The 14835-nt window shown below is 35.8% G+C and carries 15 protein-coding genes and 1 tRNA gene; 12 read left to right on the top strand and 4 right to left on the bottom strand.

Annotated features, from left to right (window positions below):
• Positions 1 to 15: 15 nt before the first annotated feature.
• Positions 16 to 270, bottom strand: a complete 255-nt coding sequence (locus PSR14_RS22400) for a DUF2624 domain-containing protein (RefSeq protein ID WP_001048963.1) — start codon at positions 268 to 270, stop codon at positions 16 to 18.
• Positions 271 to 420: 150 nt separating this feature from the next.
• Here PSR14_RS22400 and PSR14_RS22395 point away from each other — a divergent pair, with 150 nt between their 5' ends.
• The 4 genes from PSR14_RS22395 (at position 421) to PSR14_RS22380 (ending at position 3510) form a co-directional block, all read left to right on the top strand.
• Positions 421 to 1299: a YitT family protein gene (locus tag PSR14_RS22395; protein WP_000435966.1), complete on the top strand. Its 879-nt coding sequence runs from the start codon at positions 421 to 423 to the stop codon at positions 1297 to 1299.
• A gap of 180 nt (positions 1300 to 1479) precedes the next feature.
• Positions 1480 to 2250: a metal ABC transporter ATP-binding protein gene (locus PSR14_RS22390; protein ID WP_001059652.1), complete on the top strand. Its 771-nt coding sequence runs from the start codon at positions 1480 to 1482 to the stop codon at positions 2248 to 2250.
• On the top strand, positions 2250 to 3083 hold the full coding sequence (locus tag PSR14_RS22385) for a metal ABC transporter permease (RefSeq protein WP_000613823.1): 834 nt from the start codon (positions 2250 to 2252) through the stop codon (positions 3081 to 3083). Before PSR14_RS22390 ends, PSR14_RS22385 begins: the two co-directional genes overlap by 1 nt.
• A gap of 13 nt (positions 3084 to 3096) precedes the next feature.
• Positions 3097 to 3510, top strand: a complete 414-nt coding sequence (locus tag PSR14_RS22380; RefSeq protein WP_001054512.1) for a Fur family transcriptional regulator — start codon at positions 3097 to 3099, stop codon at positions 3508 to 3510.
• 80 nt (positions 3511 to 3590) lie between these two features.
• Here the strand turns inward: PSR14_RS22380 and ispG are convergent, their stop codons facing one another.
• From ispG to PSR14_RS22365, 3 genes are all read right to left on the bottom strand, one after another.
• Positions 3591 to 4694 carry a flavodoxin-dependent (E)-4-hydroxy-3-methylbut-2-enyl-diphosphate synthase gene (ispG, locus tag PSR14_RS22375; protein ID WP_011040674.1) on the bottom strand — a complete coding sequence of 368 codons (1104 nt, stop codon included), beginning with the start codon at positions 4692 to 4694 and terminating at the stop codon, positions 3591 to 3593.
• Positions 4695 to 4858: 164 nt separating this feature from the next.
• Positions 4859 to 5224 carry a hypothetical protein gene (locus tag PSR14_RS22370; protein WP_000825406.1) on the bottom strand — a complete coding sequence of 122 codons (366 nt, stop codon included), beginning with the start codon at positions 5222 to 5224 and terminating at the stop codon, positions 4859 to 4861.
• 53 nt (positions 5225 to 5277) lie between these two features.
• The gene (locus tag PSR14_RS22365; RefSeq protein ID WP_000021910.1) at positions 5278 to 6042 is read right to left on the bottom strand and encodes a DUF1189 domain-containing protein; all 765 of its coding nucleotides are present in this window, start codon (positions 6040 to 6042) and stop codon (positions 5278 to 5280) included.
• 242 nt (positions 6043 to 6284) lie between these two features.
• Between PSR14_RS22365 and PSR14_RS22360 the strand changes: the two genes are divergently transcribed.
• The 8 genes from PSR14_RS22360 to pstB all read left to right on the top strand — a co-directional run bounded on the left by PSR14_RS22360 (position 6285) and on the right by pstB (position 14745).
• A tRNA-Ile gene (locus PSR14_RS22360) sits at positions 6285 to 6358 on the top strand.
• A 221-nt stretch (positions 6359 to 6579) separates the two neighbouring features.
• Positions 6580 to 7191, top strand: coding sequence for a superoxide dismutase [Mn] (gene sodA / locus PSR14_RS22355; protein ID WP_001052031.1), 612 nt, complete (start codon positions 6580 to 6582; stop codon positions 7189 to 7191).
• 116 nt (positions 7192 to 7307) lie between these two features.
• Positions 7308 to 8585 carry an MFS transporter gene (locus tag PSR14_RS22350; RefSeq protein WP_000871368.1) on the top strand — a complete coding sequence of 426 codons (1278 nt, stop codon included), beginning with the start codon at positions 7308 to 7310 and terminating at the stop codon, positions 8583 to 8585.
• Between the two features lie 109 nt (positions 8586 to 8694).
• On the top strand, positions 8695 to 10815 hold the full coding sequence (locus tag PSR14_RS22345) for a penicillin-binding protein 2 (RefSeq protein ID WP_000516828.1): 2121 nt from the start codon (positions 8695 to 8697) through the stop codon (positions 10813 to 10815).
• Between the two features lie 322 nt (positions 10816 to 11137).
• A complete protein-coding gene (phoX, locus tag PSR14_RS22340) occupies positions 11138 to 12055 on the top strand; it encodes a phosphate ABC transporter substrate-binding protein PhoX (RefSeq protein ID WP_000871260.1) in 918 nt (305 codons plus the stop codon).
• Positions 12056 to 12082: 27 nt separating this feature from the next.
• The gene (pstC, locus tag PSR14_RS22335) at positions 12083 to 13033 is read left to right on the top strand and encodes a phosphate ABC transporter permease subunit PstC (protein ID WP_000323875.1); all 951 of its coding nucleotides are present in this window, start codon (positions 12083 to 12085) and stop codon (positions 13031 to 13033) included.
• A gap of 1 nt (position 13034) precedes the next feature.
• Positions 13035 to 13901, top strand: a complete 867-nt coding sequence (gene pstA, locus PSR14_RS22330) for a phosphate ABC transporter permease PstA (RefSeq protein ID WP_001242539.1) — start codon at positions 13035 to 13037, stop codon at positions 13899 to 13901.
• A 28-nt stretch (positions 13902 to 13929) separates the two neighbouring features.
• Positions 13930 to 14745 (top strand): phosphate ABC transporter ATP-binding protein, encoded by an 816-nt coding sequence (gene pstB, locus PSR14_RS22325; protein WP_000226683.1) that lies wholly within the window; start codon positions 13930 to 13932, stop codon positions 14743 to 14745.
• Positions 14746 to 14835: the final 90 nt, after the last annotated feature.

Raw genomic sequence — 14835 nt, 5'->3', positions numbered from 1 at the left:
GGGAATATCCCCTCCTTATTTTAGTAGTTGTTGAAATAAAGTATTTACTTGTTGGGCAGTAGCGGGCGAGGTTACTTGAGCTATTTGTTTTAAGAGCGCTAGTCGTTCGTCATTATCGTAAATGTTAATATTCTTTCCTTTCATAAGTCCAACAATTTGATCAGCTTGTGCAGTCGTAATTGGAACATCATATTCTTTACTATATTTCAATAATTCCTTTGTAGAAATATGATTTAATTTTTTATTTACAAGTTGTTTAATGAGGTTCATCGAGTTATCCTCCTTCACACGTTCTTCTATCGAAATATATGAGTACGTAGCTTGTACATATTCATATAGAGCTTCTTTTTTCATGAGAAAAAGAAGCGTATGTTATAATATAAGGACAAAACTATAGAAAAAGAGTATAAGGGAGGACTTATGGAGCAGAAGCAACATCGAAAAGAAAGTGTTATCCATCTTATGTATCGTTTAGTTATGATTATTTTTGGAGCAGCATGCGCAGCGGTAGCGATTGAATTATTTTTAATGCCAAATAAAATTATTGATGGTGGAATTATTGGTATTTCTCTTATATTAGATTATCTTACTCCTAATATTTGGTGGTTAAGTTTCTCTACTTTAGTCGTTATTCTCAATATCCCATTTATGTATTCGGGTTATAAGCAAATTGGAAAAACGTTCATGTTATCTTCGGCGTTCGGTATTGTAGCTTTAGCGTTTATTGAATCAACGTTACATGCTGTTCCGCCATTTACAACAGAGCCAATTTTAGCGACAGTGTTTGGTGGTCTTATTTTAGGGCTTGGTGTAGGGCTTGTTATTCGTCATGGTGGATCAATGGACGGAACAGAAATTATGGGTATTTTATTAACGAAAAAATTACCTTTCTCCGTAGGCGAATTTGTAATGTTTGTGAACTTATTCATTTTTGCATGGGCAGCATTTGTATTTGGTGTGGAACAAGCGATGTATTCTGTTATGACGTACTACATTGCATTCAAAACAATTGATACAGTCATTCAAGGTTTAGATGAAACGAAAGCTGTTTTAATTGTATCAGATCAATATGAGGAAGTATCAAATGCGATTTTGCATCGTCTTGGTCGTGGAACTACAAAGCTTGTAGCGAAAGGCGGTTACACGGATAAAGAAAAAGAAGTTATTTATGCAGTGGTAACACGTCTAGAAGTGACAAAGTTAAAATCAATTGTGTATGAAATTGATGCGAATGCGTTTGTTACGATTATGAGTACACAAGAGACAAATGGTGGTAAGTTTAAATCGGCTATTCACTAAAAAATTAATTATAATATCTTTTGAAAGCAGAGAATTTTTCTCTGCTTTTTGTTATAATAGTAAGGTTTCTTGAAAAAGTAGATATATTTTAGGCAGATTGGTTTACAACTATAATAAGCTGTACTATAATTCAAATAGATATAAATCGGAATCATTCTGAATTAAAATAGGTGAGATGCTATGAACAATATATTAGAAATAGAAGGATTGTCATTTCGATATGAAGATCGAAATGTGTTAGAAGATATAAATTTGCAAGTTCCGAAGGGAGCTTTTTTAGGTTTAGTTGGGCCAAATGGTTCAGGGAAATCCACTTTGCTAAAATGTTTATTAGGCGTTTTAAAGCCAAAACAGGGAAGCATTCGTTTGTTTGGTGTTGATAGTAAGAAGTTTAAAGAATGGAACAAAGTTGGTTATGTGTCGCAAAAGGCAAATAGCTTTAATTCTGGTTTTCCGGCAACTGTGTTTGAAGTTGTGTCAATGGGACTCGTTTCGAAAAAAGGGCTGTTTCGCTTTTTTACGAAAAACGATAAGAAAAAGGTAGAAAAAGCGATTGCTGATGTAGGAATGAGTGAGTTTCAAGGGCGTAATATTGGAGAACTTTCTGGTGGACAACAACAGCGCGTATTTATTGCTCGTGCGCTCGTTAGTGATCCTGAATTACTTATTTTGGACGAGCCCACTGTTGGAATTGATGTGAAGAATGTAGAAAGTTTTTATGAGATATTAGAGGATTTAAACAAAAGGCTAGGAATCACATTAATTCTCGTTACGCATGATATGGGAGCTGTTACCGAGAAAGTAACACATGTTGCATGCTTAAACAAACATTTACATTTCCATGGAAATGTAGAAAAGTTCCGAGAGTTAGAAGATGCAGAAATGTCCGTCTTATATGGACACCATGTTCATCGTTTAGAACACGAGCATGAGCATCACGGGAGGATATAATGATACAAGATTTTTTACAATATGACTTTTTACGTAACTCTTTATATGCAGGAATTTTAATAGGACTTGTTGCGCCGCTTATCGGTGTATTTGTTGTCATTCGCCGCATGTCGCTTATTGCGGATGCATTAAGCCACGTGACATTATCGGGTATTGCTGCAAGTTTACTACTAGAAAAAACAATTTTCACAGGGGGATTTTTAAATCCGTTATATATGGGGATGATTTTTTCTATTGGTGGGGCGTTACTTATTGAAAAACTACGTACTGTATATAAACATTATCAAGAATTAGCAATTCCAATTATTCTTTCAGCAGGAATGGGGATTGGCGTTATTTTTATTTCACTTGCAAATGGGTTTAACACAGATTTATTTAGTTATTTATTTGGTAGTGTAAGTGCTGTAACAAGTACGGATTTAATAATTATCGGCATTGTAGCAATTGTTGTTATCGTAACGATTACTTTATTATACAAAGAGTTATTTTTACTATCGTTTGATGAAGAATACGCTGTATCAACCGGTTTGAGTGCAAAGTGGATTCATTTTATTTTCATTATATTGGTTGCGCTTGTCATTGCAGTATCAATGCGTGTAGTAGGGGTTCTTCTCGTATCATCATTAATGACATTACCAGTTGCAGCAAGTATTCGTATTGCAAATGGATTTAAACAAACAATTTTCTTCTCCATTTTATTTGGTGAAATTGCAGTAATTGGTGGAATGTTTGCTTCGTATCAACTTGATTTAGCACCAGGTGGTACAATTGTTATGATAGCGGTTCTTATTTTAATTGGTGCGATTTTATGGAAGAAGAAAAAAACTGCATAAAGTAGGGATAGATATGAATCTAACAGAAGCTTTACGCCTAATGAAAGATAAAGGATACAAACATACTGGGAAAAGGGAAGAAATGCTCAGGTTATTTGCAGCTCACAATCGTTATTTAACAGCGAAGGACGTTTTAGAGCATATGAAGGATGATTATCCAGGTCTTAGCTTTGACACGATTTATCGTAACTTAACGGTGTTTGCTGAAATCGGTGTTTTAGAACAAACGGAATTAAACGGTGAAAAACATTTTCGTTTTACATGTTCTATTATGGAACATCATCATCATTTTATTTGTTTAGATTGCGGAGGGACGAAAGAGATTACTTCTTGCCCGATGGATTTTATGAATAAAGATTTTAATGGTTATGAAGTAACAGGTCATAAGTTTGAAATATACGGACGTTGTCCAAAATGTGCAAAGTAAAAGCTCGTTAGTTCTATAACTGACGAGCTTTTTTACGTAGAAAAGAAGGTTGCTCACAAATGTTGTGGGCAACCTTCTTTTTATTGTTCTTGTGTTTCTTTTTCTTTTTCTCGTTCAGCAGCCATTTCAGCAGCAATTACGTCGATTTCTTTTTTCAGTTCTTCTACCATTATTTCTTCTGGTACTTTACGAACGACTTGCCCTTTGCGGAATAATAGTCCTTCTCCGCGCGCGCCGGCAATACCGATATCAGCTTCACGAGCTTCCCCAGGACCATTTACGGCGCAGCCAAGTACTGCAACCTTAATTGGTACTTGTAGTGTAGAAATGTACTCTTCCACTTCGTTAGCGATGCTAATTAAATCAATTTCAATACGACCGCAAGTTGGACAAGAAATAAGTGTTGCTGCATTAGATGCAAGGCCGAATGACTTTAATAGTTCACGCGCAACTTTTACTTCTTCAACTGGGTCAGCACTTAATGAAATACGTAGTGTATTTCCGATGCCTTTACTTAAGATTGCTCCAAGACCAGCGGCACTTTTTACAGTTCCGGCAAATAACGTTCCAGATTCTGTGATACCTAAATGTAGTGGATAATCAAAAGCACGTGCAGCTTTTTCGTATGCTTCAATTGCCAAGTTAACATCAGAGGCTTTCATAGATACGATAATATCATGGAAATCTAAGTCCTCTAAAATTTTAATGTGATGCAGGGCGCTCTCAACCATACCATCTGCAGTTGGGTATCCGTACTTTTCTAAAATGTGACGCTCTAATGAACCTGCGTTTACACCGATACGGATTGGAATACCACGCTCTTTTGCTGCATTTACAACAGCTTCTACTTTATGGCGACGACCAATGTTACCTGGATTGATACGTACTTTATCAATGCCGCCTTCAATTGCTTTTAAAGCAAGACGATAATCAAAATGAATATCAGCAACAAGTGGAATGTTGATTTGTTTTTTAATATCAGCAATAGCATTTGCTGCGCGTTCGTCTGGAACAGCAACACGCACGACTTGGCAGCCAGCTTCTTCTAAACGTTTAATTTCAGCAACTGTTGCTTCAACATCATGTGTTTTTGTTGTTGTCATACTTTGTATAATTAATTCATTATTACCGCCAATTGTTAAATTACCGACTTTAACTGGACGTGTTTTTGTACGATGAGTCATTTCATTCACGAATAGATCGCTCTCCTTATAAAAGAAGTTTCTTATTTAGTCCCTTATATCAATGATAGTATACGTGATACAGGGCTATAGAAACCGAAGTGCTCGGTTTCACTTTTACTATTGTATCAGCGCCTTTATGTAATTGACAAGGATTAAGTGATTGCTTATTGATATAACGGGAATTTATAAGACTTTCCAAGTTGTATTTTTGTAGCAGGTGTATTTTTATTTAATTGTTTAAAATCATCAATTACTTTTTCGATAGAAGGAATTTTCTTCTTATTAATCGCTTCTGTAATGGAAAGAACCGTATCACCTGTTTTGACTTCAATTGTTTTATAAGTGACATCTGTTTCTTTTTCCGCTTTGTTTTCTTTCTTTTGTTTTGTATTTGTACTTTCTTGTTTTATCGTTTCGGCCGCATTTGTCTTTTTATATGAACTTAACATCGGTAAAGTGCCGATTTTTATATCGTAATAAAATATATAACCAAGAACAAGCACGAATAAGAATATACCTAATCTCTTCATATTCTTCACTCCTTTGCTAGGAATATATGCTTGTCCAAAAAAAAAATGCCTATTTAGGCATTTTTTTCGTTCGGTTTTGGAACTTCTTTAATTGTTAAGTATAGGACAATTAAAACAACTGCGATATAAATGAATGTTGAGCCAGGTACAACGATTTTGAATAAATCCATAATCATAAAGAAGATGGTTGGAATTGTGTAGCTGTAGGCAGTTAACGTCCATACTTGCTTATAAGATAATTTACGTTGACCACTCATAGCAGAACCGATAAACGCAAGTAAAGTAATTCCTAAGAAAGTAATGAACAATTGGAATAGATATACTAACACTCCGATAACAGCTAATAAAATTGGATAAATACTATCAAATACAGAAATGAAATCTTGCAAATCTTTTTTCTCAAGAGATGTCCCTAATAAATCATTGTAGGAGTATGTTTGCGTCTGGCCATTTCCTATAGAAACTACTTTATCTTTTAAAATAAATAAACCAGTTTTATTTTGATACTTTTCGATATCTGTTGTATTTGGATCAAATACGAAAAGAGCATCTCCCTCTTCTTTTTGAATAGGTTGTTCAATATCAGCTTTTAGTTCACCATTTTCGATTTTAAAATCAGGTAAATCTTTTTCAATTGCTTGATTTACCATAGTAACACTATCTTGGATAAAGCTACCGTAAAAGAATGTTCTTGGAATAGTAGTGATTAGACAAAGTAGCATAATATACAAAATGGTTTTTCCGATTTTTTGAAAACGGAATAGCGCCATATCTTTAGGCGAATATACGCTTTTGACTAATTGGGTAAATATGGACATAGATTCACTTCCTTTATGTATGTATAAAATCATTGTAACGTAGGAATCTAGGGAATCTCAAGATATATTATATTTACATATAGTAGCGATAACTAAATTTATTTTTATTAATTTTCTTCTTTTAAATGAAAAAAATACAATTGACAGTTTTCTTTTCTATATGGTAAATTTATCTTACATTTCTTAAAGGGTATATCCGATAGGAATTCCTTTATTTGATGTATTATTACATACATAATTGTGGACCCTTAGCTCAGCTGGTTAGAGCAGACGGCTCATAACCGTCCGGTCGTAGGTTCGAGTCCTACAGGGTCCATATCCATTTCACCTGTTTATTATGTCAGTAGGAAGCTTCCTTGTAGAAGGGAGCTTTTTTTATGAAATATATGAGCATTTTAATTGAAAAGAAGTGGGAATTTTGCTACTTTAATGATAGCAAGACAATGTGATTTATTTGTTTGCACCCTATGGCAATTAGGGTAGAATGTAGTTGTATGTCACTTAAGTGGCAATACATAAACTGGGAGGAATATAACAATGGCAAAACACGAATTACCAAATTTACCTTATGCGTATGATGCTTTAGAGCCTCACTTTGACAAAGAAACAATGAACATCCATCATACAAAGCACCATAACACGTACATCACAAACTTAAACGCTGCTTTAGAAGGTCATGCAGAATTAGCTGACAAAAGCGTAGAAGAATTAGTTGCAAACTTAAACGAAGTACCAGAAGCAATCCGTACAGCAGTACGTAACAATGGTGGCGGACATGCTAACCACACATTCTTCTGGACAATCTTATCTCCAAACGGCGGCGGACAACCAGTAGGCGAACTTGCAACTGCAATTGAAGCGAAATTCGGTAGCTTCGATGCATTCAAAGAAGAATTCGCAAAAGCTGGCGCAACTCGCTTCGGTTCTGGTTGGGCTTGGTTAGTAGTAAATAATGGTGAGTTAGAAGTAACAAGCACGCCAAACCAAGATTCTCCTCTAACTGAAGGTAAAACTCCAGTTATCGGTTTAGATGTTTGGGAACATGCTTACTACTTAAATTATCAAAACCGTCGTCCAGACTACATCGGTGCATTCTGGAACGTTGTAGATTGGAACGCTGCTGAAAAACGTTACCAAGAAGCAAAATAATTGTAATAACGATAGAAAAAGCTAGGAGAATGCTCCTAGCTTTTTTCTATGCTTTCCTTTTACATAATTGAGCTTGTCTTTGGAAGACTAGAACATGAAGTAAAGGAGAGTTGTGTATGAAGTGGAAACATATAATTGGTGACGTTGAAGTGAATCGGGATTTAGTGTTATTACTCCTTATTGGAGGTTTATACACGCTCGCAATTTCTTTATCGAATACGTTTGTTAACATTTATTTATGGAAACAAACACAAAATTATGTGAATCTCGGCTTGTATAATTTGGCCAGCGTTGTATTGCAGCCCCTCACATTTCTTATAGGTGGGAAATTAGCGAAGCGTATTGATCGCTCGATCTTGTTACGAATAGGCGTAGGCACGTTAGCGATTTTTTTTATCGTTGTTTTAGTAGCGGGGAAAAGCGCTTCTCACTATATTTTATTAATGGGGGCTCTTTTAGGAGTCGGATATGGTTTTTACTGGCTCGCGTTTAACTTATTAACATTTGAGATTACAGAACCAGAAACAAGAGATTTCTTTAATGGGTTTCTTGGGCTTCTTACATCCTTCTCTGGCATGATTGGACCGATAGCAGCTGGATACACAATTTCACGTATGGAGAAGTGGAGTGGTTATACGGTCATATTCTTTCTCTCGTTATTGTTATTTGCAATTGCTGTCGTTTTAAGCTTTTTTGTATCTAAGAGAGAATGTGAAGGTCGTTATGAGGTTACACAAGTTTTGAAAGAGCGACGGATTGATAAAAATTGGGGGAGAATTACACGCGCTCATTTTTTCCAAGGATTGAGAGAGGGGACATTCATTTTTGTTATTTCAGTATATGTGTACTTAGCAACCGATAGTGAGCTTGCATTAGGGAAATATAGCTTAGTAAATTCTGCTGTATCATTTGTATGTTACTATTTAGTCGCCCGTATGTTAAAGAAAGAGTGGCGAAAAAAAGCAATTTTACTTGGAGGCATTATTTTATATGCTGTTGTATTTTTAGTTATATTCAATGTTACATACACAAAATTACTTATTTATGCAGCATGCATTGCGATTGCATACCCTATTTTACTCGTTCCATATGGATCGATGACATATGATGTAATTGGTAGAGCGAAAAATGCGAGAGAGTGGCGTGTAGAGTATGTTGTTGTCCGAGAATTATGGTTAAATGCCGGGAGAATTTGTTCAGTTTTAAGTTTTTTATGTGCTGTATTATTCTTTCCGCCTGAAAAGAGTTTACCTGTCTTACTATGTATTTTAGGTGCTGGACATTTTCTTATTTATTTTGCAGTTAAAAATGTCAAATATGATGAAGGAAATGCAGGGAACACAAGTGTCGTAGCGCAAGGAACCACGCAGAATCAAACAGAACCAGAAGGTTAACTTATCGTTTGTTTTATGCTAGAATAGAAAAAGATGTAAGACAGCAGTGAGGACACCTGTATGAAGGTGTCCCTTTCAAATTACATAGCTGTTGGTAGAGGGGGTTTGTATGGGCAAGAAGCAGAAACAACAAAAGAAAAAGACTCACGTTCCTTTTCGGTTAAACGTGCTGTTTTTCTGCGTGTTTTTAATGTTCTCCGCGGTTATTGTAAGGCTTGGTTATGTACAAATTGTTCGCGGTGAGGAATATAAGAATGAAGTGGAGAGGAAAGAAAACTCGACGATAAGTAATCCTGTACCACGTGGGAAAATATTTGACCGTTATGGGCGAGCTGTAGTAGATAATGCAGCTGTACGTACGATTACATTTACAAAAATGAAAGGATCAACTGCAGAGGCTCGCTTAGAAACAGCGAAAAGATTAGCAGATTTGATTGAAGTACCGACAGATAAATTAACAGATCGCGATAAAAAAGATTATTGGCTTGCTATTCATAAAGAAGAAGCGCAAGAAAAAATTACGAAAAAAGATCGTCAAGAGTTTAAAGATAAAAAAATTGACGATAAAGAATTAGATGAGCGTCAACGAAATCGCGTGACAGAAGAAGAAGTGAATCAATTATCCGCAAAAGATTTAGAAGTGCTAGCGATTAAAAGCAAAATGGACGGCGGATATGCGATGACGCCACAAGTCATTAAAAAGGGTGCTACAGAACAAGAATATGCGATTATTAGTGAAAATCTAGCAACATTACCAGGTGTAGATACGAATGTTGATTGGGATCGAAAGTATATTTATGATGATTTATTCCGAAGTGTACTTGGCGGCGTGTCAACGTCTGATGAAGGTTTACCTAGAGAAAGACTAGATTACTATCTTGTTCGTGATTATAATCGAAATGACCGCGTAGGGAAAAGTTATCTTGAGCAGCAATATGAAGATAGTTTGCACGGTAATAAAGCGGAAGTGAGAAATATTACGGATAAAAACGGTAATATTTTAGAAACGATTAATGTATCAAAAGGGCAAAGTGGTAACAATCTGAATTTAACAATTGATATGGAATTACAAAAGCGTGTAGAAGAAATTATCACGAAAAATTTATTGAGATATAAAGGGGGACAACCTCTTTTAGATCGCGCATTCGTTGTAATGATGAATCCAAAAAATGGTGAAGTTTTATCTATGGCAGGGAAACAGTTAGTGGAAGAAAATGGCGAAACGAAAGTGCAAGATTTCGCATTAGGAACGATGACAAGTTCTTATCCGATGGGATCAACTGTAAAAGGTGCGACAGTACTTACAGGATATCAAACAAAAGCGATTCAACCGGGTTCCTACCAACTGGATGAACCAATCGTATTGAAAGGAACGCCGAAAAAATCTTCTTGGAAGACGATGGGATCTATTAATGATCTGACAGCATTAAAAATGTCTTCTAACGTATATATGTTTAAAACAGCGATGAATATCGCAGGTGTTCAATATGTGAGAGGTGGTACGTTAGATGTACCAAAAAAAGCATTTGATACGATGCGCTATTATTTCGGACAGTTTGGACTTGGTGTAAAAACAGGTATCGATTTACCAAACGAATCTGCGGGTCAAATAGGTAGAGGAAATCAGCCTGGTTTCTTATTAGATTTATCAATTGGACAGTATGACACATATACACCACTTCAATTAGCACAGTATGTTTCAACAATTGCAAATGGTGGTTACCGTATGCAACCGCAAGTTGTAAAAGAAATTCGTCAACCGGAAGCGAAACAAGGCGAAGTTGGAAAAGTCGTTCACTCAATGGAACCAAAAGTACTAAACCGTATTGATATGCCTGAATCACAAATTAAACGTGTTCAGGAAGGATTTAGACAAGTATTTAATGAGTCTGGTGGTACAGCTGCGAAATACTTTACAGGCGCATCATATAAAGCTGCTGGTAAAACAGGTACAGCTCAAACTGTGTATGGCGGAGATAAAGAGATTGGTAGAAAAGCAAACGGTGAGCGTAAAGAAACATATAACTTAACATTAGTAGGTTATGCGCCACTTGAAGACCCTGAAGTAGCATTTTCTGTTGTTGTACCTTGGGTAGATGATAAATCAGGTATTAACGGATATATTAGTCGTGACATTATGGACGCGTACTTTGATTTGAAAAAGGTAGAAAATGGCGAAGCTACACAAGAGGAAATAGATAAGAAAAATAAAAAGCAAGATGATGAATAAAAAAGTTGTAAAAAAAGCACACTATCTGAAAAGATAGTGTGCTTTTTTTTTTGATTCATGCATACGTTTTAATAAAGTGGACAAGCAGATCATATCGGAATTTTAAGGGACCTTGCAAATAATACGTATGCATTCACTATGGAAGTTATGGACCAATCCTCAGTGAAGATGAACAGTGGCTACGGATTAATAATTTACCTAATGTTGATTCTTGTGGAACTTTACAAAACTTTTACAAACAATTAAAACCGAATTAATAGTTTAGCAGTATTCTTATATCTGTAATCCTGTTATTTCCGGTTACTTCTAGGAGGAAGAACACGTGAAATGGATAAGTGCATCAATTAAAGTTTTCATACTGTCGACATGTTTCTTTTATGTTGGCACGTCTACTGCATTTGCTGTGAATGAAATGGGAGAAGTGAGAGTTGATGGATCCTCAACGGTTTTTCCTATTATAGAAGCAGTAGCGGAGGAATATACAAAGGTGCATCCAAACGTGAAAATTTCCATCAGTGTTTCTGGGACAGGAGGAGGATTTAATCGTTTCAGTAAAGGAGAAGTAGATATAAATAATGCTTCGAGAGTAATGAAACAAGTGGAAGAAAATGAAATGAAGAAAAACTCCATTCAGTTTACACCGTTTGAAGTCGCTTATGACGGCCTTACAATCGTTGTGAACCGTCAAAATACTTGGGTAGATAATATGACGGTAGACGAGTTACGTCTATTATGGAGTGAAGATGAAAGTGAAAAGCGATGGTCACAAATTCATTCATCATGGCCACGTGAACAGGTAAAGTTTTATGCGCCAGGTGTAGACTCTGGTACGTATGATTATTTTCAAAATGTCATCTTACAAAAAAGTCGCATTGTAAAAAAAGTCTCTTTGTCTGAAGATGATCAAGTTATTATGCAAGGGGTAATGAATGATAAAAATGCCATTGGTTTTGTAGGATATGCTTATTATATGGCCAATCGAGATAAGGTGAGAGCAATAAAAGTGAATGGTGTACTTCCGACGAAAGATACCATCCAATCAGGTGAGTATAAGCCGTTATCTAGGTCGCTATTTGCTTATGTGAATCATGCATCTATCCGAAATAAAATGAATGTAGCAAATTATATTGAGTTTATGATTCAGCATGTTGGTAATCTTGTTGAAGAGGTTGGATATGTAAAATTACCAAAAGAAAAATACAATGAACAGCTGCGGATGTTAACAGAAATAAAAAGGTAATGTCAGGGTGGAAAGGGGTTTTCATCTTTGGCTTATAATGACAAAAGTCAAATTACATTTTCTGTACAACATTTGATTGAAAGAAATACAAAACATAGAAAAAAAACGCAGCGAATCAATCGAATCGTTCCATTATTACTAAAAATAATTGCTAGCGTGTCTATTGCGACGACACTTGGAATTATTTTTACGCTTTCTAATGAAACAATAATGTTTTTTAAAAAAATATCATTGCTCTCCTTTTTGACAGAGAAAGAATGGTTACCTTTTTTTGAAAATCCTAAATTCGGTATATTACCACTTATATGTGGAACGGTACTTGTAACAGCAATCGCTATGTGCGTAGCAGTTCCTATCGGTTTAGCGTGTGCCGTATTTTTAAGTGAATATGCTTCAAACAGTGTAAGAAAAGTATTAAAACCGATGTTAGAACTATTAGCAGGTATCCCGACAATTGTATATGGCTTTTTTGCATTAACAGTTGTTACACCGCTTTTACAACGGATTATACCTGATTTACAGTTTTTTAATGCGATTAGTCCAGGTATTGTTATTGGCTTTATGATGATACCTACAATTGCATCTCTGTCTGAAGATGCAATGAGAGCTGTAGCAAAAGGAACGAAAGAAGCTTCGTTGGCACTTGGAGCAACTCGGTTTGAGATGGTAAAACAAGTCGTGTTTCCTTCAGCTTTCGCAGGGATTATGGCAGCGATTATATTAGCTGCTTCAAGAGCAATCGGTGAAACGATGATCGTTGTAATTGCAGCAGGGTCCACACCGAACGTATCTCTCGATCCGACACACTCTATTCAAACGTTAACAGCTTATATTGTGCAAGTGAGTTTAGGTGATGCTCCGCATGGAACAATTACTTATTACAGCATGTACGCTGTAGGCGCAACGTTATTCTTGTTTACTTTTATAATGAACATCATTTCGCAGTTTATTATGCGCCGCTTTAGGAGGGTGACATAATATGCGCATGTTGAATCATAAAAAAATACAAGAAAATATGGCATCACGTTTTTTTAAAGATCGAATTTACAAATTGTTATTTTATATGGCAATTTTGTTTTCAATAGTAATCCTGCTTATTTTGCTTTTTCAAATTTTTGAAAAAGGTGTCAGTTACCTTTCGTTAGATTTCTTTACAAACTTCGCTTCGCGTAATCCGAAAGAAGCTGGGATTGCTGCAGCTTTGTCAGGAACAATATTATTTATGAGTATTGTTATACCACTCTCCTTTATATTTGGGGTCGGAACTGCTCTTTATTTAGAGCAATATGCGAAGGAATCTATATTTAAAAAGGTAATAGAAATTAATAATCAAACGTTAGCGGGAGTACCTTCCGTCGTATTTGGATTACTCGGCTTAACCATTTTTGTATACGCTCTTCACTTAGGTGAGAGTATTATTGCAGCGGCACTGACGATGAGCTTACTCGTCTTACCGACAGTTGTTGTAGCGAGTCAAGAAGCGATACGATCTGTACCGAGGTCATTATTAGAAGCTTCTTACGGGTTAGGTGCTACGAAGTGGCAAACGATGTATCAAGTTGTATTGCCATATGCGTTCCCAGGAATTATAACAGGTTGTACGTTAGCGATATCAAGAGCGATTGGAGAAGCGGCACCGTTATTAGTTATCGGGGCACTTGCATTTGCAAATTATGTTCCGTTTAGTATGTTTGATAGATTTACAGTTTTACCAATTCAAATTTTTAATTGGATGAGTAGACCACAGGAAGAATTTCAGTATGTAGCAGCTGCTGGGATGATTGTTTTGTTAGGTTTGTTGCTCTTGATCAATATAGTTGTCCTATGGTTACGAAATCGAAAATAAGTTGGAAATGGATGAAAGGGGAATTCAAATGGTAGCAACAGTAGTAAATGTACAGGTGAAAAACGAGGAGAAAATCGAGACTGCGCCAAAGAAAGTAGTATTTGATACGAAAAACTTAAATTTATGGTATGGAGAAGACCATGCTTTAAAAGATATTAACTTAAGTATTCATGAGAATGAAGTTACAGCAATTATCGGGCCAAGTGGTTGTGGTAAATCAACGTACTTAAAAACATTAAATCGTATGGTAGAGTTAGTACCAATCGTGCGAACTACAGGCGTAATTGAATATAGAGAGCGCAATATATTTGATAAATCATATCCAGTTGAAGAATTACGAACACATGTAGGAATGGTGTTCCAAAAACCAAATCCATTTCCAAAATCTATTTATGAAAATGTAGCATATGGCCCGAAAATTCATGGGATTAGCGACAAGAAAACCTTAGATGAAATTGTTGAAAAAAGTTTACGTGGAGCAGCAATTTGGGATGAGTTAAAAGATCGTTTGCATGATAATGCATACGGTTTATCTGGTGGACAGCAACAGCGTCTATGTATTGCACGTTGTTTAGCGATTGAACCAGACGTTATTTTAATGGATGAGCCAACATCAGCACTAGATCCAATTTCAACATTAAAAGTAGAAGAATTAATTCAAGAGTTAAAGAAAGATTTTAGTATCGTTATCGTAACGCATAACATGCAACAAGCTGCGCGTATTTCAGATAAAACTGCTTTCTTCTTAAGTGGAGAAGTTGTGGAGTATACAGATACAAATAAATTATTTACGACACCTTCAGATAAGCGTACAGAAGATTATATTACAGGCCGATTCGGTTGATGTCGCTAGCAAGGCTAAGAGCAAATACCCTCTTAACAGAGGGTATTTCTTATTTTTACCTTATTTAAGATAGGAGAAGTAATACTTCTC

Origin of the sequence: Bacillus sp. A01H (assembly GCF_045277205.1) — a bacterium.
Lineage (GTDB): Bacteria > Bacillota > Bacilli > Bacillales > Bacillaceae_G > Bacillus_A > Bacillus_A paranthracis.
This window is presented reverse-complemented; position numbering and strand designations above follow the sequence as displayed.

Excerpts from the sequence above, each read along its gene's own strand:
- PSR14_RS22400 (WP_001048963.1), bottom strand. The coding sequence starts at position 270 with ATGAACCTCATTAAACAACTTGTAAATAAAAAATTAAATCATATTTCT.
- PSR14_RS22395 (WP_000435966.1), top strand. The coding sequence starts at position 421 with ATGGAGCAGAAGCAACATCGAAAAGAAAGTGTTATCCATCTTATGTAT.
- PSR14_RS22390 (WP_001059652.1), top strand. The coding sequence starts at position 1,480 with ATGAACAATATATTAGAAATAGAAGGATTGTCATTTCGATATGAAGAT.
- PSR14_RS22385 (WP_000613823.1), top strand. The coding sequence starts at position 2,250 with ATGATACAAGATTTTTTACAATATGACTTTTTACGTAACTCTTTATAT.
- PSR14_RS22380 (WP_001054512.1), top strand. The coding sequence starts at position 3,097 with ATGAATCTAACAGAAGCTTTACGCCTAATGAAAGATAAAGGATACAAA.
- ispG (WP_011040674.1), bottom strand. The coding sequence starts at position 4,694 with ATGACTCATCGTACAAAAACACGTCCAGTTAAAGTCGGTAATTTAACA.
- PSR14_RS22370 (WP_000825406.1), bottom strand. The coding sequence starts at position 5,224 with ATGAAGAGATTAGGTATATTCTTATTCGTGCTTGTTCTTGGTTATATA.
- PSR14_RS22365 (WP_000021910.1), bottom strand. The coding sequence starts at position 6,042 with ATGTCCATATTTACCCAATTAGTCAAAAGCGTATATTCGCCTAAAGAT.
- sodA (WP_001052031.1), top strand. The coding sequence starts at position 6,580 with ATGGCAAAACACGAATTACCAAATTTACCTTATGCGTATGATGCTTTA.
- PSR14_RS22350 (WP_000871368.1), top strand. The coding sequence starts at position 7,308 with ATGAAGTGGAAACATATAATTGGTGACGTTGAAGTGAATCGGGATTTA.
- PSR14_RS22345 (WP_000516828.1), top strand. The coding sequence starts at position 8,695 with ATGGGCAAGAAGCAGAAACAACAAAAGAAAAAGACTCACGTTCCTTTT.
- pstA (WP_001242539.1), top strand. The coding sequence starts at position 13,035 with ATGCGCATGTTGAATCATAAAAAAATACAAGAAAATATGGCATCACGT.
- pstB (WP_000226683.1), top strand. The coding sequence starts at position 13,930 with ATGGTAGCAACAGTAGTAAATGTACAGGTGAAAAACGAGGAGAAAATC.